14 protein-coding genes are annotated in these 20600 nt (G+C 41.4%); 9 read left to right on the top strand and 5 right to left on the bottom strand.

All coding sequences use genetic code 11. The features are described from left to right. Window positions 1–31 precede the first annotated feature (31 nt). Window positions 32–715, bottom strand: a complete 684-nt coding sequence (locus DX009_RS11510) for a hypothetical protein (RefSeq protein WP_006045936.1) — start codon at window positions 713–715, stop codon at window positions 32–34. 76 nt (window positions 716–791) lie between these two features. Continuing rightward, window positions 792–2576: a DNA polymerase III subunit gamma/tau gene (locus DX009_RS11505; protein ID WP_115084187.1), complete on the bottom strand. Its 1785-nt coding sequence runs from the start codon at window positions 2574–2576 to the stop codon at window positions 792–794. A 220-nt stretch (window positions 2577–2796) separates the two neighbouring features. Between DX009_RS11505 and DX009_RS11500 the strand changes: the two genes are divergently transcribed. The 9 genes from DX009_RS11500 (at window position 2797) to DX009_RS11460 (ending at window position 12020) form a co-directional block, all read left to right on the top strand. Next, the gene (locus DX009_RS11500; RefSeq protein WP_006045933.1) at window positions 2797–3141 is read left to right on the top strand and encodes an FtsB family cell division protein; all 345 of its coding nucleotides are present in this window, start codon (window positions 2797–2799) and stop codon (window positions 3139–3141) included. Next, on the top strand, window positions 3125–3556 hold the full coding sequence (locus DX009_RS11495) for a hypothetical protein (RefSeq protein WP_115084186.1): 432 nt from the start codon (window positions 3125–3127) through the stop codon (window positions 3554–3556). Before DX009_RS11500 ends, DX009_RS11495 begins: the two co-directional genes overlap by 17 nt. A 189-nt stretch (window positions 3557–3745) precedes the next feature. Next, complete coding sequence (locus tag DX009_RS11490) at window positions 3746–4585, top strand: DUF4369 domain-containing protein (RefSeq protein WP_040595867.1); 840 nt, start codon at window positions 3746–3748, stop codon at window positions 4583–4585. Between the two features lie 34 nt (window positions 4586–4619). Further along, window positions 4620–5975 carry a dihydroorotase gene (locus DX009_RS11485; RefSeq protein WP_115084185.1) on the top strand — a complete coding sequence of 452 codons (1356 nt, stop codon included), beginning with the start codon at window positions 4620–4622 and terminating at the stop codon, window positions 5973–5975. Between the two features lie 2 nt (window positions 5976–5977). Further along, a complete protein-coding gene (locus DX009_RS11480; protein ID WP_115084184.1) occupies window positions 5978–7150 on the top strand; it encodes a metallophosphoesterase in 1173 nt (390 codons plus the stop codon). A gap of 22 nt (window positions 7151–7172) precedes the next feature. Then, complete coding sequence (locus DX009_RS11475; protein ID WP_115084263.1) at window positions 7173–7994, top strand: lysophospholipid acyltransferase family protein; 822 nt, start codon at window positions 7173–7175, stop codon at window positions 7992–7994. A gap of 574 nt (window positions 7995–8568) precedes the next feature. Further along, window positions 8569–9258, top strand: a complete 690-nt coding sequence (gene mtgA / locus DX009_RS11470; RefSeq protein ID WP_040595866.1) for a monofunctional biosynthetic peptidoglycan transglycosylase — start codon at window positions 8569–8571, stop codon at window positions 9256–9258. 23 nt (window positions 9259–9281) lie between these two features. Continuing rightward, complete coding sequence (locus DX009_RS11465) at window positions 9282–11762, top strand: ATP-dependent helicase (protein WP_115084183.1); 2481 nt, start codon at window positions 9282–9284, stop codon at window positions 11760–11762. Window positions 11763–11798: 36 nt separating this feature from the next. Then, window positions 11799–12020 carry a hypothetical protein gene (locus DX009_RS11460; protein ID WP_115084182.1) on the top strand — a complete coding sequence of 74 codons (222 nt, stop codon included), beginning with the start codon at window positions 11799–11801 and terminating at the stop codon, window positions 12018–12020. Between the two features lie 251 nt (window positions 12021–12271). On the opposite strand, the gene DX009_RS11450 is transcribed toward DX009_RS11460, so the two are convergent. The 3 genes from DX009_RS11450 to DX009_RS11440 form a co-directional block, all read right to left on the bottom strand. After that, window positions 12272–15133: a PD-(D/E)XK nuclease family protein gene (locus DX009_RS11450; RefSeq protein ID WP_115084180.1), complete on the bottom strand. Its 2862-nt coding sequence runs from the start codon at window positions 15131–15133 to the stop codon at window positions 12272–12274. Between the two features lie 16 nt (window positions 15134–15149). Continuing rightward, window positions 15150–18494: a UvrD-helicase domain-containing protein gene (locus DX009_RS11445; protein WP_115084179.1), complete on the bottom strand. Its 3345-nt coding sequence runs from the start codon at window positions 18492–18494 to the stop codon at window positions 15150–15152. Between the two features lie 638 nt (window positions 18495–19132). After that, on the bottom strand, window positions 19133–20600 hold a 1468-nt coding region (locus DX009_RS11440), incomplete at its 5' end, for a prolyl oligopeptidase family serine peptidase (protein WP_147278691.1).

Below are 20600 nucleotides of genomic sequence, written 5' to 3'. Positions count from 1 at the left end.
TGGTAACATTCAAACTCTCTGTTTATGGTTTTCATTCTGCCATTTCACGCATATTAGGAGCAAAACAGCTTAAAGATATATTCAAAGAAGGCAACGAAGGGTGCTCTTGCACAACGTATAAACCACCCGATTTTAGTTCTATCTCTACATCATAGTCGAACATTTTCTGCGAAATATACCCTCGAGGCATCCATGTTCGTTCCCACACCACAAAGCTAATTTTATGCTTTCCTGGTGGCACCAAGCATTCGCCCGAAACAGAAAATATATTCATTTGCTTTCCAACAACGCCATCTATCTTTTGTATTTCTATAATATGAAGTTTTCCAGACCACCTTCTCCTACCGAAAACTATCATTGCATAATCTGGATTAGTGGCTATCCAACGCCTCAAACGCAAGAAAAACACTAAAAAATAAAGGGGAAATGAAATAAGCAAAACTATAAGAAAAACAGCTACAACACCCAAAGAAAGATAGTTGAAACTAGACCAATATGCGGCAGCAACAGTTATAACAGACAGTGTAAAATAGACTACGAACAGCCAAAAACGTTCTTTTAACACATTTTTCCATTTGGTAAACGATGGTCGGGTAGCCATTGCGCTAAAGAAAATTGCCATTATCCATGCCATAACAACAGCAAAAAGAACCTCGGCTTCTAATAATAACGAAGCAACATCGTGTACTATTTCATTTTCTATACCTGTTTCCATAATCGATGATTTTTATACTAACAATTTGTAAGCCTTAGGAAGATAGCAACCCAAAGCCCGTAGTTTGTGTAGTGTTTTACTCTAATTGAAGTCCCAATTGTTCTATAAGTTTAGCAATAGAAGGGTTCTGTTGCTGCATTTTTTCAAGTTCTTGGCGCGGTGTAAGAATAGGTTTCAACTCTTCAGCCTTAGCCAATCGCAACATCACATCTATCTGTCCGTTGTGTAAACGCTGTGCCATCGTAGCACGTATTCTACCACGAATGGTCTGCATTTCATCGAGTAGGATTTTGTTTCCTACCACTACTTCAATGTTACCATCGGGCAATATCTGCGGCTTAATAAGCTTCATGCGTTGTGCAAGACTCACATTTATCTTAGCAATACGGTTGCACATACCCTTCCATTCCACTATTAACTCTTGCCAAGTAAAGCTTTGATGTTCGTCTTTATTGGTTATCTCAACATCTTCTTCGTGTTTCTCCTCTTTCTTTCCCTCGTTCATAAGCTGTGCAAACGACATTCCAAGACTACCTAACCGTACTTTTGGCATAGCAGAGACAGGCGATTGCGCACTTACGAGGGGATTTTTGGTAGCTACTGTAACGTGTGTTGCAGCACTATCTTGCTCTTTTTCGTGTGCATTATGCTTACGGCTCGCCCCAGCTACCTGCGATGCTGTTTGCGGTTGAGCCGTTAATATAATATTTCGGAACAGGGTTTTTAACTGCTTAGGGCTACGCCCCGAAGCGGGAGAGTCGTCTTCTTTTTGTGTAATTTGTGCCACTTGTATAAGCGTTAGTTCCACTAAGAGACGCTTGTTTGAGCTTTGTCGGTATTCCACATCGCACCTATTCATAATCTCTAATGCCTTATAGAGAAACTGTGTAGGGCATTTTGCAGCTTGCTGTTGGTAGCGTTGGCGTTGTTCGTTGCTAGTAGCGAGCAGCGAAAGAGTCTGTGCATCTTTCGCCATTAGTACATCTCGCACGTGCGAAGCTAGTCCGTTAATAAGGTTTCCCCCATCAAAACCTTTATTTATAACGTTGTTTAAAAGCACCATAATCTCTGGAACTTTATTCTCTAACGATAGATCTACAATGTTAAAATAGTTGTCTGCGTCTAAAACATTCAGGTCTTCAATCACCTTTTGGTAGGTTATGTTGCCCTGAGAGAAGCTTGCTGCCTGGTCGAAAATGGAGAGGGCGTCACGCATTCCGCCATCTGCTTTCGTGGCAATAACGTTCAATGCCGCCTCCTCGTATACTATTCCTTCCTTCTCTGCAACCTTTTTTAGGTGGTCAATAATGCCAGGAACCGACATACGTTCGAAGTCATAGATTTGGCAACGCGATAGTATTGTAGGTAGAATTTTATGTTTTTCGGTAGTAGCAAGAATGAAGATGACGTGTGCTGGCGGTTCTTCCAGCGTTTTTAGAAAGGCATTGAAGGCGGCAGACGATAGCATGTGCACCTCGTCTATTATGAAAACCTTGTATCGTCCTACCTGTGGTGGTATGCGAGTTTGGTCCATTAGTGCCTTAATATTCTCAACAGAATTGTTGCTTGCGGCATCTAATTCAAATATATTATAGCTTCTTCCTTCGTTAAAAGCTTTACAACTCTCACACTCGTTGCACGCTTCGCCTTGCTCAGTAGGGTGTTCACAGTTTATGGCTTTGGCAAAAATGCGGGCGCAAGTAGTCTTTCCTACTCCACGCGGACCACAAAACAAATAAGCGTGAGCCAGTCGTTTGCTCTTCACTGCATTCATTAACGTAGTGGTAAGTGCCTGTTGTCCCACTACAGAAGCAAACGACATAGGGCGGTATTTACGTGCCGATACAATGTATTCTCCCATATTTTTCTATTTCTTTTGGTGTTGCAAAGATAATAAAAAGTAAGAAAACGAAACAGAAGAGATATCGAATTAATTGTTAATTAGCATAAAATATCAACACCGCTCCGCCTTTTTTAAAAAGTTTTCTGTACTTTTGCAGCTAATAGCAACAATGGCATTCAAACTGCTTATCTACGCTACTGCATTGCAAAAAACTATAAACTATAACTAAAATAAAGAGGTGAACAAGTTTACAGGACACGTTTTTACATTTATAAGTCGCTTTAGATACCAAATAGTAATAGTACTTGGTATACTTATAGTGGGCGTTTTCGATGAGAATAGCTTCCGTCGTAGCATAGAATGTTACTACGAAATACAAGACCTAAACACCGATATCGCAAAATATAAAAAGCAATATTACAGCGATATGCAGCGATTAAAGGACCTAAATACAAGTCCCGATGCCATTGCAAAAATAGCTCGCGAACGCTATTTTATGAAAGCAGACGATGAGGATATCTTCGTTCTTAGCGATGACGAACAGCCATTTAAAGGCAAAAATATATATGAAACAACTAAGTAAAATAGAAACAATAATTTATGCAATCGGCGGTTTAATGATGGCATTGGGTACTGGACTCTACGCATTCTTCATTAAACAAGACATCGCTTGCATTGTTATGCTGATTGGTGCAATAGGATTTTCCACTATGCAAATGCGGCAACAATACCTTGGAACGAACTTTGCTATACGCCGTTTGCGTAGAATTATGGTGATAGCAGACATAGGATTCATTCTCGCCGGACTATTTATGGTGGAAGATGTATATGGAATTATACGTCCGTATGCCGTTAATTCCATCGAAGGATATACCACTTACGTAAACATTGTGTACCATAACTGGGTGGTAATACTACTGATTGCCACTGTAATAGAGTTCTATACAATACACCGAATAGACCATCTTCTAAAAAGAGAACAACAGTCTGGAACTTAAAAAAAAGCCTAAATACATTACAGATGTCTTAAAATCAATGAAAAACTTTCGCTACTTCACAATTACATTGTACTTTTGTGAGACGGTATGAATAAACTTTTAGTAAAGCAAATCGACTATGATGAACTCGCTTGAACACGCCGCAGCAATGAGACGCACCAGCGAATGAAACATAAAAGAATACATTCTATGAATAAAATACTTTACGCTCTCGTTATATTATTGGCGCTAACATCGTGCACTAAGTCATATTATATACACGGAACGTCAAACATTTCTAGTCTCGATGGACGGCAACTCTATTTAAAAGGAGGCTCTGGCGACTCGCTAATAACACTCGATTCATGTGAAGTAGTGCATGGAAACTTCTCCTTTAAGGGTACTCTCGATTCTGTACAGGTAGCTCAAATCTATATGGATGATATGAATTTGCAGTTCCCAATAGTGTTAGAAGAAGGCGATATACAGCTTAAACTCGACAATACTCTACTCCGTGTGAGCGGAACTCCCCTAAATGAGAAGCTCAATACCTTCTGGACGAAGTTCACACAACTACGAAATCAATTCATAGAAATAGACCATGAAGAAGGTGTTTCCATAATGAATGGACACGACGAAGAGGCTACTAACGCCCGATTAATAAAGAAAGCACTGCTTGTTTATGCCAATATAGATAAGCTTTTCACGGCTTTCGTTACCAATAACTTTGATAACACACTCTCTACGTGGGGCTTTCTCACACGAGTTTCCTACGATATGACACCTAACGCCTACCCTATTTGGATGAACGACTACCTATATGCAAATGCAGTAAGCCAACTTCCATCGTGGGTAGAGTTTATTATGGCGAAAGCTCCTGACGTGTTTAAGAACAACGCAGCCATAAAAGACTTCTACGAAAAGTTCCAACGCGCACAGAAAGAAATGAACGGAATGGAGCTACCAACGCAGGAAACAATGCCCAACAATAGCAATATTGCTCCACCAACTCCTGCCGAAATGGCTGGCGATACTACGATAGCAAAATAAAAAAAGATACACATTATATATATATACATACAAAATGAGGAAACTCATTCAAGGCGGAACGATAGTAAATGAAGGAAAAACATTCAATGGCACAATCGTCATTGAAGACAATCGAATAGCCGAAATCATAACAGAAAATACAACACCCCGTGGCAATTTCGACGAAATAGTCGATGCCACGGGGTGTTTTGTTTTACCAGGAATCATTGATTCGCACGTGCATTTCCGTGAACCGGGAATGGAAAACAAGGCTGATATTGAAAGCGAAAGCCGTGCTGCAGCGTTCGGAGGCGTTACTTCGTTCTTCGAAATGCCCAACACCAATCCGCAAACCACCACTATCGAAGCACTAAACGATAAGTTTGAACGTGCCAAACACAGCTCTCACATTAACTATTCGTTCTTTTTCGGAGCCACAAACTGCAATGCCGACACCATAAAACTACTCGACGAACACACCATACCTGGGGTTAAACTGTTTATGGGAGCCTCTACGGGAAATATGTTGGTGGACAGACGGAGCGCATTAGAGCAGATTTTTGCTACAGCAGCAGCCAAAAACCTACCCGTTATGACGCATTGCGAAGACTCAAACATTATTGCCAACAATATGAAAAAGGCAAAAATGCTCTACGGAGACGACCCCGATATCTGTCATCACTACGAAATTAGGAGCGAAGATGCCTGCTTCCAGAGTTCTAAACTCGCTGTAGAATTGGCGCTGAAACACCATACCCAACTACACATTGCACACCTTTCAACGGCTCGCGAACTACATTTGTTGCAACAACCACACGTTTGCGACTTCGTAACAATGGAGGCTGTAATTGCGCATTTGTACTTTACAAACAACGATTATGCCACAAAGGGAGCGTTAATTAAGTGTAATCCGTCTGTAAAAACAGCGCACGACCGTGCCGAACTACGCCGAGCACTTGCCGATGGACGTATTACCACTGTGGCAACCGACCATGCTCCGCATCTTTTATCGCAGAAACAGGGTGGCTGTGCTACCGCTTCTTCGGGTATGCCAATGGTACAATACTCGCTACCAACTATGCTCGAACTGGTTGATAACGGCATTATTACAATAGAACAGTTGGTTAAACTTATGGCACATGCGCCTGCTCAGCGTTTCAAAATTGACGAAAGGGGCTTTTTAAGAAAGGGCTATCGTGCCGACATTACTATTGTTAAGCCGAACACAACATGGACGGTTAGCAAGGAAAACATACAAAGCAAATGTAAATGGAGCCCTATGATGGGACACGAATACCATTGGAAAGTGGTGCATACTTTCTGCAATGGGGTGCATATTCTTAACCAAAACCAATTCGATTCCCACTATCGCGGAGAACAAATCGCATTCAGAAACTTTAATAATAAATAGATATGATAGCACGAATTGTTATTCCTTTACTACTCATCATCGTTCTTTCCGATGTTTATATAGATATTCACTACTTCCGAAAACGTATTCATATCACGTGGCAACAACGATTAGCATGGTGGATTCCTACTATTTTTCTTGTGGTATACACCTGTGTTTTAGCGTCTATACACAACTTTGCACCTACTAATCTTACATGGCTTAACACCTATTTATTCCTTTTAGGCGCTTTCGTAGCACCAAAAACCATCTTTGGTATATGCTCGCTCGTTGGTTCATTGGTGCGCAAAACCATTGTAAAAACACGCAGAAACTACGGCCATTACGTGGGTTTGGCGGCTGGAATAGCCGCTTTCTTGGTGTATGTGTACGGTCTTACATTCGGTTTTTCCCAAATTCGGGTGCGCCATATCACCCTTAATGTAAGCAATTTACCCAAAAACTTCGATGGATACCGCATTGTTCAGGTGTCAGATATGCACATTGGCACTTTCAATGGGTGGCGACGGTTTATTCTGGAACACGAAATGGACAGCATAAAACACCAGAACGCCAACCTAATAGTGTTTACGGGAGACCTCCAAAATATGCGTCCAAGCGAAATTCTGCCCTTTACAAACCTCCTGAAAACCAGTATGAAGAATGCCATTGCCGTGCGCGGAAACCACGATTATACCGAATATGTAAAACTAAACCCTAAAGAGGCTGAACAACAAAATAACGATTTTGCTAACATTGTACGCCATAAATTAGGGTGGAACTTGTTAGAAAACAACCACATAACCATAAAACGAGGCAACGATAGCATTGTTATTGCAGGTACAGAGAACGATGGTAAGCCGCCATTTCCACAAAAAGCCAACTACCAAAAGGCACTTCAAGGGGTTGCCAAAGGGGCTTTCGTTATTATGCTTCAGCACGATCCATCGGCATGGAGACGCCATATACTGCCTAAAAACATAGCGCAAATAACACTGTGTGGACATACACACGGCGGACAAATGCAGTTTTTTGGATTTCGACCAACCGAAATTAGAGAGGAAAACGACTATGGTGTGTATCGCAGTGGCAACCATTTTCTAAACGTTACCGATGGTTTGGGAGGCTTTGCACCCTTCCGTGTGAATATGCCAAACGAGATTGTGGTTATCACACTTAAGGCTAAAACAACATAATAAGCAACATCTTACAAACACTATGCAACAAAACTACAACAAAAAAACTACACAAACTGGACACAAAACTATTGTTGGCACGTTGCTCACACTGCTCTATCGGATATACGTGCTGTTTGTTTTCCTTCCGCTTTTCCTGGTTGCTTCCATTATAACAGCAACGGTTACAGCCATAGGATGCCGCTTAGGCAACGGCCACTTCTGGGGTTATCACCCCGGACGACTATGGGGAAAGTTCACTATTCGTGCCCTTTTGCTGCCTGTAAAGGTAGAAGGACGCGAACATTTGCACCAAAACCAAAGCTATGTGTTTGTTTCTAACCATCAAGGATCGTTCGATATATTCCTCATTTACGGCTTTTTAGGACGAAATTTTAAGTGGATGATGAAGAAGAGCATACGCAAAATACCATTCATTGGAATAGCTTGCGAATGTGCACACCATATTTTTGTAGACAAGTCGGGGGCGAGTAAAATTAAGCGAACCTACGATCAAGCACGCGAAACTCTACGCGAAGGTATGTCGGTTGTGGTATTTCCAGAAGGCGCACGCACCTTTACAGGACATCTGGGAGTATTCCGCCGTGGAGCATTTATGCTAGCCGACGAGCTTCAATTGCCAGTTTGTCCCATCACTATTAATGGTGCTTTCGATGTTATGCCCCGCACACGCGACTGGCATTTCCCTGTTTGGCACCCACTTTCGCTCACCATTCACGAACCAATTCCACCAAAAGGAAAGGGCGTTGAATTTGAAAAAGAAACCATGAAGGAGGCTTACAACAGCATTGAAAATGGATTAGAAGAACAATACAAAGGCTTTATTGAGAATCCAGATCAATAAAATCTAAAAACAAAATCCACCTTTTTGCTGTGTAATATATACACCTAGGAACACCAACGTGTGGATACTTTTTTCGCAAATGTATGGCAGCGAACACACCGTGTGGCGTATTTGCCAATTCATCGCACCCATATCACAATTAAAAACAATTGGTTTTAATGTACGAAATATGGCGCATTTGCGACACCAATAACACAAATAGAACATCAGGAAAATAACACTGCGTAACTATTTGTATAACAACGCCTTACCAAAAACCTACTTTTTGCATTGCAAAAACCTACTTTTTGTACACCAAAAACCATACTTTTGCAATGCAAAAAGGGGGTTTTTGGTTTTTAAATACTATACATCACAGTTGTTAAAGCGGATCTAAAGCAAACCATCACCACTATAAACGCCACGCACGTTTGGGATTCTATAACACCTATATTGCCGAAAATAACAACTAAATATGGTAAACTTAACAGCCATAGAAAGCAACACTGTGCAACACTTTCTATGCAAACACCATAGCAAACAGCAGAAAGTTTTCTTGTTAAACCGCTTTCTTTTTCGTAACTTTGTGCATTGTATGGTAAAGAAAGTTATTAAATTTGCTAAATGGATAGTGGGTTTACTGTTCGTATCCACTATATTAAGCGTTATTGTATACCGCTTTATACCTGTTTATTTTACGCCTTTAATGCTGGTGCGATGCTTTGAACAGATTGGAAATGGCGAGAAAATAAAACTCTATCACCACTGGATTCCAATAGAAAAGATGTCGCCTTCTATGCCTGTTGCCGTCATAGCGAGCGAAGACCAACGTTTTCTTACACACCACGGATTCGACTATCAGGCTATAGAACAGGCTGCAAAGGACAACCTAAACGGCAAAAAGCGTATGCGTGGTGGGTCTACCATTTCGCAACAAACGGCAAAAAACGTGTTCTTATGGCAGGGAAGGTCGTGGCTGCGCAAGGGTTTAGAGGCTTATTTCACCTTTCTTATAGAAACGTTTTGGAGCAAACAACGCATTATGGAGGTATATCTCAACTCCATAGAAATGGGCGATGGCATATACGGAGTACAGGCTTGTGCAGAGAAAAACTTCGATGTAGATGCTATAAATCTTACCCGTTCCGACTGTGCACTTATTGCAGCGACACTCCCCAACCCCCGTCGCTTCTCATCGAAAGCACCAGGACCGTACATGAGAAAGCGGTTAAGGCAGATTGAAACACAGATGAAACACATACCAGCCTTCCCATTAAACAATTAGAAAACGCTACCATTACAACACAAATGCAAGAGGATAAACAAGAAAAAATAGAACAACTGCTCGCACAACTCAACGAAAATCAACGCGAAGCAGTAGAATATTGCAACGGACCATCGCTGGTTGTGGCTGGCGCAGGCTCGGGAAAAACACGCGTTCTTACCTATAAAATAGCCTATTTAATAATGTATGGTGTGCTGCCCTACCGCATTTTAGCACTCACTTTCACCAATAAAGCTGCACGAGAAATGAAAGAACGCATTGCAAAACTAGTAAATCAGAAACAAGCCAGTCAGCTTTATATGGGCACATTCCACTCTGTTTTCTCTCGCATTCTTAGAGCAGAGGCACAACATATAGGCTATAACAGCAACTTTACCATATACGATGAAACCGATTCGCGGTCGCTTCTAAAGTCGATTATTAAGACTTTGGGACTGAACGATAAGGATTATAAGCCATCTACAGTACACAATATTATATCGATGGCTAAGAATCAGCTCATCGGTCCCGATGCTTTTGGTAGTAGCTATGGTGGACAAAGTGGTTTAAGAGGGGCAAAACTGCAGGCTGTTACACGCATTTATACAGTGTATCAAGCACGTTGCCAACAAGCGAACGCTATGGATTTCGATGATATTTTGGTGAATACGTTTCGCCTTCTCAACGAAAATGCCGACATTCGCAATAAGTATGCCGACCGCTTTCAGTATATTTTGGTAGACGAATACCAGGATACCAATTCTGTACAAGTGGCTATTGTTAAACTACTAACCGTAAAACACCAACGTGTTTGCGTGGTGGGCGACGACTATCAAAGTATCTATTCGTTTAGAGGAGCCAACATAGACAACATATTAGACTACCAAAAAAAGTTTGATAATGTACAGGTTTTCAAGCTCGAACGCAACTATCGGTCTACCCAAAAGATAGTAGAAGCAGCTAATTCGCTTATGAAACACAACGTAAAACAAATTCCAAAGGAGGTTTATTCTAAGGAAAGCGAAGGCTCAAAAATAAGCTATCACTCGTGCTACAGCGATAAAGAGGAAGCTATGGTGGTGGTAAAAGAAATTAAAAAACTACACCGCACAAAAGCATTTCAATACAATTGCTTTGCCATTTTGTACAGAACCAACGCACAAAGTCGTAGCTTTGAAGACGAATTGCGTAAGGCTTCAATACCATATAAGATATTTGGTGGACTGTCGTTCTACCAACGAAAAGAGATAAAAGACATTATAGCCTACTTCCGTTTGGTGGCTAACCCGAACGACGAAGAGGCATTTAAACGCATCATAAACTATCCAACACGAGGCATCGGAGGCACTACGCTACAAAAAATAATAGAATGTGCCAATGCAAAAGGGGCTAGTTTGTGGGACGTTATCACCAATCCGCCAACCTATAACTTAGATATTAATAAGGGAACAACCACAAAACTAACTGCGTTTGTAGAGCTTATTAGCAACTTTATACGCCAATTGGCAATGACAGATGCATACTCTTTGGGAACAGAAATAATAAAACAAAGTGGCATCTGGGCTGATTTGGCACAGGGAACATCGCCCGACGACATTGCAAGACGTGAGAATTTGGAAGAACTTTTGGCAGGAATGCAAGCCTTTGTGGACGAAAGAAGAGAGGAAGGAAGGGAAGATGAAACTTTCTTAACCGACTTTTTGCAAGAGGTTGCACTCTATTCCGACTTGGATAAGGCGGACGATGGCAGCCCGAAAGTGTCGCTTATGACTATCCATGCTGCCAAAGGTTTGGAGTTTCCGGTAGTGTTTGTGGTGGGATTAGAGGAGAATATATTCCCCAATGCCATAGCTGCCAGTTCGCGAAAAGAGCTTGAAGAGGAACGCCGGCTACTATATGTGGCTATAACAAGGGCAGAACAGCTTTGCTATCTCACCAATGCAAAGAACCGTTACCACTTTGGTTCCATGCAATTCAATAATCCTAGCCGCTTTTTAAAGGACATTGACCCTGCTTATATAGACGCTGAGAACCTGCCATTTGGTGGTATTGGCAACCGTATGCCGTGGGACGAGCCTGCAAAAGATAGCCGATGGCAAAACGCAAACCCTGTGGCAACACAGTTTAAGGCTGACCCTCGACCCAAAATTACGGCTCCACGAATGCCCGAACGTGCAGTAAATCCGCTATCGGAACGCACAAAACAACGACTGATAAGCGAGGGAGGAAACTTTAAAAGACTATCGGCAGCCATATCAAACGGTGGCAGACAAACCGAAACATCTACCCTATCTGCTGGCGTTGGTGGCAATTCTGCACAGTCGCCAACAGGCTCTTCTACAACATTTGGCACAGTTTCAGCCAGCCAGTTATCTGTTGGTGCAACCATAGAACACCTCCGTTTCGGTATAGGTGTGGTAGAAGCAATTGAAGGAAGTGGCGAAAACACCAAAGCAACCGTAACGTTTCGCAATGCAGGAAGGAAACAATTGCTGTTGAAATTTGCCAAATTCAAGGTGCTGTAAGCATTTAAAAATTACAGAAATTGGGTACGAATTGCGATGCAAACAGTGGAGATGCGCAACATTATTTCGTGGAATTTCGTGGAATCGGACACGATAAATCTGCCCCTACGCCTACGGAATGAACGCTGCAAAATACGCTATTCATTAAACATACCTGGCAGAATATTCAACAGAATGGTATTAAAAGAATATCAGAAGAAACAATGTAACACAACCATTCGTACGCTAATGTTTGGCAAAAACAACACGCTTGCATAACCGCCTAATACTTAACACATTACAACAACCATATTTTTGCGTTGCAAAAACCCCCTTTTTGTCTTCCAAAAACCCCCTTTTTGCAATGCAAAAAGGGGGTTTTTGTTTTGTAAAAAGGGGGTTTTTGTTTTGTAAAAAGGGGGTTTTTGTTTTTCGTTAGAATTATTTTCAAAAACAAGGGTGGTATTTCTATTCTTTTCATACCCCCATAACAACACCATTACGGCTATATTTTTAACCTCTTTGTTCGGCTATTTTTGTCCGCAAAGCTGGTTGTATGGGCAGTTCTCACATATCTTTTGGTTGGTTGTTGGGATAAATGTTTCGCTGTTAAACAGTTCTTCCAACTTCTCTTTTAAGAAGTTTTCGAAATCGTTTTCGTAGGTTGCAGCATTCGTAACAGGTGCTCCTTCCAGCACCACAACGGGCGAATAGTTCTCTCTATTAGCGTGTTGTATGAAGAGCAATGCCGGACTTACTGGTTTGTGGTTGGGGTTGTTGGTGTTGTCTTCGGTCTGTTCTATAATGCTATATAGTATTGCTTGGAATATATAATCGTTCTTTTCGTTCAATATTTTTGCCGGATTGAATATATCTTCCACCTTTTTTAACTCTCCTGCAACCTTATTTCCAGTTTTATAATCAACCACTCTCAGTTGCTCTTGGGGTGTGTTCAGCTTTATTTCGTCTAACCTATCTACACGCCCGCCTACCGTTATTGTTTTCTGTTTTCCTCCAACATTTATTGTAAAACGCTTGTAAATGTCGAACTCGTGACGTATTACTCGCATAGGAGATGTATGCAAATCTATCTGAAGAAGGTGTCGCAAGAACTTCACAATCACCTCTTTCTTAATAATTTGCAGTCCATTTAGCTTTGGGTGGTGGGTGTTTCCAGGTTTCTGAAGATACAGTTCTCTGGCAAAAGCTTCGCTCACAACGCTGTCTAAAGTGGCGTTTGCGTTGCCCGATGTAGGCGATTGCACCGACCGCCCGGTGCTTAAAAGTCGTTCAATATCGCTGCTTTTAATTACCTCGCGTGGTAAAAGTTGCTCGTACATAAGCTGTGCAGCACAGTGAAAAATATTACCAAACACACGTCCATCTATATCGTCTGTGTCGTTGTCGTTACTTTCCAATAGTTCTGCAACATACTTATAATAAAACATTACAGGGCATCGTTGGTAGGTGTTTATGGCAGTTGGCGAGAAATAAGATATGCTATTGAGTTTCCTCAACACGGTTTCGTCTTTGCAAATGGTTTGTTTTTGCAAGCGCAACGGCTCTTGTCCGGCTTGCAATGCCCATTGTTTTATGTTTAATTTACTCTCTACTAAGAGTTGCAACATAAACCTACTCATTTCTCCTACCCGTGTTCCTTCGGTAGAATTGTTATACAACAGTGTAACGTTTTTGGCTCTTTGCAACAGCCTATGGAAGTAATAACTAAACACAGAAACCTTATTATCGATGGTGGTAAGCCCGTATGCTTTTCGCACAAAGTGTGGAATAAACGACACATCGCTTACCCCTTTGGGCATATTTCCCTCGTTACAAGAAAGCAACAACACGTTTTCAAAGTCGAGATTACGTGTTTCCAGCACTCCCATTACCTGTACTCCGCGAGCTGGTTCGCCATGAAATGGAATGGAAGTAGATGCTATTAGCTGACTGAATAGGCGGCGAAACATAACAAAATCTGCCATTAGGTCGCCCTCTTTCATTAGTTCTAACAGCTTGTTAAGTAGGGTGTACATTCGGAAAGTAGACTCTTGAAATAGCTGATTGTGGTTTTCTGCCCCATTAGTAGCTATGGTTCTAACCATCTCTACCAGCCATTCCACCAACGCTTCCACTGGTTTATCAACGTGTTTAAGGCGTGTTCGTTCCACTTTAATGTAGTATTGCTTCTCCGTTTGCAGTTCTGCAAGCAGGTTGTTAGCATCTATTCCCAAATATTTTCCATAGGGGTGGCGTAGCACATGTGCCAATTGTTGCAACCTGTAAGCCCCCTCTTGTGCCGAAAAACCTTCGGTTTGCAAGGCTATAAGTTGCCAAACCATAGAGCTAATGGGTGTTTGCGACAGTGGATAACCCGTTGTTACGTTGAGCGTTTCAACCTCTGGTGGAATGCAATGTATAACAGTTTGCAACAGCATTTCGTTGCACATAACCACCGCAGTATGCCTTCCTGCCTTGTAACGTTGGTTTTCTAACAACCATTCGGACACGTAACGGGCTTGCAAATTCTCGGTTGGTGCCGACACGTAGCGCACTTCTTTTGCCGCTTCGAAGCCAGTATAGAGTGGGTTATCGGCAGCAAATTCGTTAGGAAAATCACGCAACCACTTATTAATATACACGCCTGCTTCGTTAGATTGTGCCATATAGTAGTGGTCGTAGTCCCAATAAAAGCGTGCTTTCCCCTCACTTTTCAGAGCCGAAAACAGTTTTTGTTCTACCTTTTGTAGCACATTGAAACCCACAAAAATATAGGTATCGTAGCGGTTAGGTAGTTGTTTTTGCTCTATAACATCACGATATAACATACCCTCGTAAGCCAAATTCTCTTTGCGTAACCTGGTTTTAAACTCCGAATAAATATTGTATAGCTTGCTCCAAAGTCTTAAAAAGCGGTCTTTTAGTATGCTCGAATCGCCAGTAAAGTTAGCAAAAAACCTACTGAGTTCTGCCTTTTGGCTATCCGAAAGATAGTCTATCGTGTCCAATTCGTGCAGGTCTCGTATGTTGCGAAACACCTTTTCGGCATCTGCCATGTTCTTATCTATGTCGTCAAAGTCGGCTAACAACAGCTGTCCCCAGCCATAAAACTCATCAAGAGTCTCGTTTCTGCCAGTTTGTTCCATATATACTTTATAGAGAATACATAGACTTTTAATAGGATCGGCTATGGTTAAGCTCGACTGTTGCTGGAATAATTCGGAGATAGTAACGTACGATGGGCTCCAAATAGGACCGTTAGCGTGTTTCGCTAACTCCTGATTTAGGAACAAAGCAGCACGTTTGTTTGGAAAAACAATAGCCTTATGGGCTAAGTCGTTGCCGTATTTTTCTATTAAATTGGTGGCTACTGCTTGCAGAAAAGTATTCATTTTGCTAAGTTTAAGGTTAGATATTCACTTCCACTACGTTGTTTTTTACTACATACCACAGGTATCCTGACACCTTTTTATGCCCCATACGAATAAGAATTTCCATATATTGTTGCACTTGTTTCTTATATTCTTCGCGTTCTTTTCCGAACTTAAAGTCTACCACAACAAACTCTTTTCCATCGGTCATTACCCTATCTGGGCGATGTTCTTCCATCTCGTTGGTATCTTTATTATACTCTAATATGGTGCATTCGTTATATAGTTGCCACCTTTTAGAGAACCATTCTTGCACCTGTGGGTTGGTTATGGCATCTTCAATACGGGTGCGCAGCTGTGCCGAAGTTATCTCATCGTTGTATATTATGCCCTGTTGTTCCAATTCGTTGAGCCGTGCTGGAATGTCGGCAGTGGTATAAATGGTTGAAAAAAGTTGGTGTAACACATTACCAATCTTTATATATCGTGTTCTGTCAGAAGGGTCTACGTCTTCTCCTTTCACAAATTCTATACTCTTATTGCTCTGTTTAAAGGTTGCCGCTTGTGGGTATGTAGCAATGCTAACAATGTGTTTGTCGGGTTTAATAAGGAATGGATTGTCCGCCACAGCATGTTCTTTTTCGTGCATTTCGGGGACTAATGTGCCATATTCGAAATGTATTTCGCTACCAATATCGTCGGGAAAGCTAAGCAAACTGCCTTGTAATTGTTCGCTAACCTGCCTTAATGCCAATTCAATAGCATAAGAACGGTTTCCTGGTGGAGTGCCTTTTGCGATGTTATCGAGTGTTGTTTTGCCTTGACGCAAGCCAAAAACGAACAAGTTTTTCGATGCTCTTGTGAACGCAACGTATAGTAAATTCAGGTTGTCTACTATGTTTTGGAAGTGTTCTTCCTTGTAATCGTCTTCGAAAACTGTGCCTATCAGCTTGTCTCTGCTAAAGTCTATGGGTAGCAAAGGTAGCTTATTGTAGGGAGCTGGCTTGTTTTTTGTTTCGCACCAGAGTGTTCCTTTCTTTTCCATTTCCCAGTTACAGAAAGGTATTATGACGTTATCGAACTCTAAACCTTTACTTTTATGAATGGTCATAATGCGTATTCCTTCTATCTCATCGCTCTGTATTGTCTTCGAAGAGAGGCTGTTTTCCCATTCGTTTATAAAGTCATCGATGTCTGCTGTGTGGTCTTTCAGAAAGTCGTTTAGGGTATCGTAGAGTGTACAAATGTACGAACTTTGCCCTTCTAACTGGTCTAAGCCGAACAACATAAATAGTTTATCCACTAAATCTACGATAGGAAGACCCAACAAAAGTTCTCTGTTTGCTACGTATTCTGGTGGCAATTGGCTGTTTAATTTAGCCATTTGCTGTTCTGTAGCCAGTTTTCTACGTTCCTTTTTGTCTATATTTTTAGTGTCAATATTGTTGCTTTCATTGATAGAAACCAGTAAATCGGTGTCGGTTAATGGCTTTTTTAGTACCTCCTGATTGTAGAGTTTCACCAGTTTTCCCCGTGTTAATACATCGTCTGGGTGGGTAAGTAGGTGCATAGCACTCACTATAATGTTTACCGATAGCGATGCATCTAAGCGAAAAGCCTCGTCTGAAACGATGTTAATTTCGTTGCCAAAGCTTTGCAAAAGTGCGTTTACTATGTCTTGAATATTGCTTTTAGAGCGTACCAGAATGGCTATTTTACTTTGGTTTTTACCACCATATCCATTGTTAAACAGTTCTTTTATGGTTTCTATAAGTTCTTCTAACACAGCCTCTTTCATACTTTTGCTTGGATAAAGACTTATTTTTACGAATCCATTTTCGGTAGTTTTATGTGTTTTTTGTGCCACATCTTCGTATGCTTTCTGCACTATTTCGGCTTTTTCGGCATCGTCTTGCGCTACTTCTTTGGCAGTATTAGCAACACATTGTTCCCAAAAGGCGTTGTTAAAGTCTATTATTCGTTTTTCGGAACGATAGTTATAATCGAGCGTTTCCAGTCTTATTTTTTGGTGAGCAAAGCTCTTTTCAATGTTGTTTAGTATGCCCCAATCGCCTTGTCGCCACCTATACACGCTTTGTTTTATATCGCCTACTATTAGGTTTTGCGACAATTCTTGTGCCATACAGTTGGCTAACAGCACCTGAAAGTTCTGCCATTGTATGGTGCTGGTGTCCTGAAACTCGTCTATCATTACGTGTTTTAGGCGTGCACCAATACGTTCAAATATGAAAGGAGTGTCGCTATCTGCAATTAATTCTTTAAGCAATGCTTGTGTATTGCTAAGCATAAAGCGGTTAGTATCCTTTGTTAAGTTGTCCACAGCATCGGCTATGGCGTGCAAAAGTCGTAGTTCTGAAAGGTGCGAAAGGGTGAGTTGAATAGACTGAAACTCGTTCCAATTGTCGTCATTGTAGGCAATTAGTTCGCTAAGTTGTGCCGAAAGCACTTCTGCAGCCAGTGTTTGTATTTGTTGTTTGTCGGCTTTTGCACATTTGGAACTGGTCCAGTTCTGTGGCGATTCGTTGGCTTTTAGCACACCAGCTTTAAGAGGTTTGTTAGTAAGCGGTGCTATTGCGCTATCTGTTAAATACTTATACAGTCCGCTACGATAGTTAGAAGGTATGTCCAGATTGGCATTTTTTATTTCGTTTAGAATGCTTTTTGCCTTACTGTTGAATGTTTTTCGAATGTCGTTTCTACGTTTTCTCAAAGTAGTTTCGTAGACTTTAAAGTCGTCGGCATTGCTAAGTTGTTCTTTTAAATTGGCTTCGTGTGCTTTATAAAAGTCTTTAAATATGTTTGTTCCAAAGGTTTTTATCTTTCCAATAATATTCCAACCGTTGTCGTCTTCTATGCTATTGTTTATGTAAGTGCTTATCCACTGTAGCACAGGTTGCCCTTTTTCCAAACTTTCTATCATTTGGTCTACAGCCTTTTCGGTAATTTCCTCGTTGTTAAGGTCTACTCTCAGGTTGGCTGTTTGCCCCAATTCGTGTGCCAAATTGCGCAAAACTTGTTGGAAGAAAGCATCAATGGTGAGTATTCGGAAGTTGTTATAGCGATGAATAAGCAAGGTTAGGGCTGCCCGTGCATTGTTTCTTATCACGGCATCGGGCATATTTGTTTTTTCTTTTACCTTATTAAAATACTGTTGCGACGACTGTAACGAGTTGGCAATGCCGTATAGTTGTGAGAGTATACGCATCTTCATTTCTTGCGTTGCCTTGTTTGTGAAGGTTACAGCAAGTATGTGTTGATAGTTCTCGGGGTCTTTCACCAACAGCGAAATGTATTCTACGGCAAGCGTAAATGTTTTTCCTGAACCTGCCGAAGCCCTATAAACAGTGAGGTGTTCTTCCATTATGCCTTTGCAATTTACGTTTAAGTTGTAAAGGTAAGTATAAAAAACGAAATACACAAACCTTATTATTGGTTATGCACACTATTGCATAACAAAAACAAGAACCATACTTTCGAATTACAAAAACCATACTTTTGCACGCCAAAAACCCCCTTTTTGCACGCCAAAAACCATACTTTTGCAATGCAAAAACCATACTTTTGAATGGTGATTATGTAACATACAGATAATGAATATGTTGCGAACGTTCCGTGAATGTGCAACGAACACCCACGAAACAGACCACGAAACACACCGCAAAATGTCCACATTCACACACAAAACACCCAACGAACACACCGCAAGGCGTAGGGGCGGATTTATCGTGCCCGTGTCCTTGCGTTATCAAAAACGTGTATCCATTTCAACAAATATACATTTCCACATTTTTAAATACGTATATTCACATCGCCACACACGTATTTTCGTTCCCCATTTCGTGGGTGTTTTCGTATATGCGGGCACGATAAATATGCCCCTACGGCTACTGACGGATTGCCAATAACACAATATTTAAAAACAAAACCCACCTTTTTGCGAAACAAAAAGATGGGTTCTAATTTTAAATGGGCTATATTTAGCTAACCTATTTAATGCTTTTATTTAAACTTCATACCTAAGTTCCACATTATAAAGCTATAAATGTCGGCTTGCTCTTCTAATTGTTTAGCCAGTGGTTTGCCACTTCCGTGCCCTGCTTTACTATCAATACGAATAAGAACAGGTGCTGTTCCGCCTTGGCATTCCTGCAAAGTTGCAGCAAATTTAAACGAGTGTGCAGGCACAACACGGTCGTCGTGGTCGGCTGTTGTTACGAGTGTTGCAGGATAGCTTACACCTTTCTTCAGGTTATGGAGGGGCGAATAAGCACGCAAATAGTCGAACATAGCTTTGCTATCCTCGCTTGTTCCATAGTCGGGAGCCCAATTCCAGCCTATAGTAAACTTGTGATAGCGCAGCATATCCATAACTCCCACTTGCGGTATGCACACTTTGAAGAGGTCGGGACGCTGTGTCATACATGCACCTACCAGCAAACCACCGTTGCTTCCACCCATTATGGCTATGTGTTCTTTACTTGTAAAGTGGTTAGAAACGAGCCATTCGGCAGCCGAAATAAAGTCGTCGAACACGTTTTGCTTCTGCATTTTCGTACCAGCAACGTGCCATTCTTCTCCATATTCGCTTCCTCCGCGTAGGTTTACCTGTACATATACACCGCCATTCTCAAGGAATGGTATGCGCATAGACGAGAAATTGGGCGATAAAGATACATTAAAGCCACCATATCCGTATATCAACACTGGGTTCTTTCCGTTTCGTTTCAGTCCTTTTCGGTAGGTTAAGAACATTGGAACACGTGTTCCGTCTTTGCTATTAAAGAACACTTGCTCTGTGGTATATTGGTTAAGGCTGAACTTAACCTTAGGTTCGGTGTAAACAGAACTCTTGTTTTGTGCTATGTCGTACTGGTAAATGGCACCTGGAACAGTGAACGATGCAAAGCTATAGAAGCATTCTTTTTGTCCACGTTCGCCACTAAAGCTCGCCCGTCCTACGGTTGGAAGCTTTATTTCGTTAAGTTCTTTGCCATCTAAAGAGTAAACATAAAGGTGTGTAGAAGCATCTTTGCTATAGCTAAGCACCAGTTTATCGGCGGCGAATTGTGCATTCTCGAGCACGTTTTTGGTTTCTCCTACAAGTTCTTTCCAGTCTTTAAAGCCTGGTTTATGCACGTTTGCCACCATTATTCTCCCCTTTGGTGCGCCATCGTTAGTAAGCAAATAAATGTTATCGCCTACTGTTCCAATGGGATTATACTGCAAATCCATATTGGAAGTCATCTGTATAAACTGCGAATTAGGTACTCGTAGGTCGCGCACATATAGGTTCATGCCAGAGCCTGCCCCACTTTCGTAGAGAAACATAATGGTTTCTTCTTTGTTCAGCGATACCGAATAGAAGCGTAAAGGTTGGGTTGGATTTTGGTAAAACAACACATCTTGACTTTGTGGCGTGCCTATTTTGTGGTAGTAAATCTTGTGTATTTCGTTCTTTGAGCTATAC

The organism is Prevotella pallens (genome assembly GCF_900454935.1).
GTDB lineage: Bacteria > Bacteroidota > Bacteroidia > Bacteroidales > Bacteroidaceae > Prevotella > Prevotella pallens.
The sequence above is the reverse complement of the archived record's forward strand: the minus strand, read 5'-3'. Positions and strand labels throughout refer to the sequence as shown.

Excerpts from the sequence above, each read along its gene's own strand:
- DX009_RS11510 (WP_006045936.1), bottom strand. The coding sequence starts at position 715 with ATGGAAACAGGTATAGAAAATGAAATAGTACACGATGTTGCTTCGTTA.
- DX009_RS11505 (WP_115084187.1), bottom strand. The coding sequence starts at position 2,576 with ATGGGAGAATACATTGTATCGGCACGTAAATACCGCCCTATGTCGTTT.
- DX009_RS11495 (WP_115084186.1), top strand. The coding sequence starts at position 3,125 with ATGAAACAACTAAGTAAAATAGAAACAATAATTTATGCAATCGGCGGT.
- DX009_RS11490 (WP_040595867.1), top strand. The coding sequence starts at position 3,746 with ATGAATAAAATACTTTACGCTCTCGTTATATTATTGGCGCTAACATCG.
- DX009_RS11485 (WP_115084185.1), top strand. The coding sequence starts at position 4,620 with ATGAGGAAACTCATTCAAGGCGGAACGATAGTAAATGAAGGAAAAACA.
- DX009_RS11480 (WP_115084184.1), top strand. The coding sequence starts at position 5,978 with ATGATAGCACGAATTGTTATTCCTTTACTACTCATCATCGTTCTTTCC.
- DX009_RS11475 (WP_115084263.1), top strand. The coding sequence starts at position 7,173 with ATGCAACAAAACTACAACAAAAAAACTACACAAACTGGACACAAAACT.
- mtgA (WP_040595866.1), top strand. The coding sequence starts at position 8,569 with ATGGTAAAGAAAGTTATTAAATTTGCTAAATGGATAGTGGGTTTACTG.
- DX009_RS11465 (WP_115084183.1), top strand. The coding sequence starts at position 9,282 with ATGCAAGAGGATAAACAAGAAAAAATAGAACAACTGCTCGCACAACTC.
- DX009_RS11460 (WP_115084182.1), top strand. The coding sequence starts at position 11,799 with ATGCAAACAGTGGAGATGCGCAACATTATTTCGTGGAATTTCGTGGAA.
- DX009_RS11450 (WP_115084180.1), bottom strand. The coding sequence starts at position 15,133 with ATGAATACTTTTCTGCAAGCAGTAGCCACCAATTTAATAGAAAAATAC.
- DX009_RS11445 (WP_115084179.1), bottom strand. The coding sequence starts at position 18,494 with ATGGAAGAACACCTCACTGTTTATAGGGCTTCGGCAGGTTCAGGAAAA.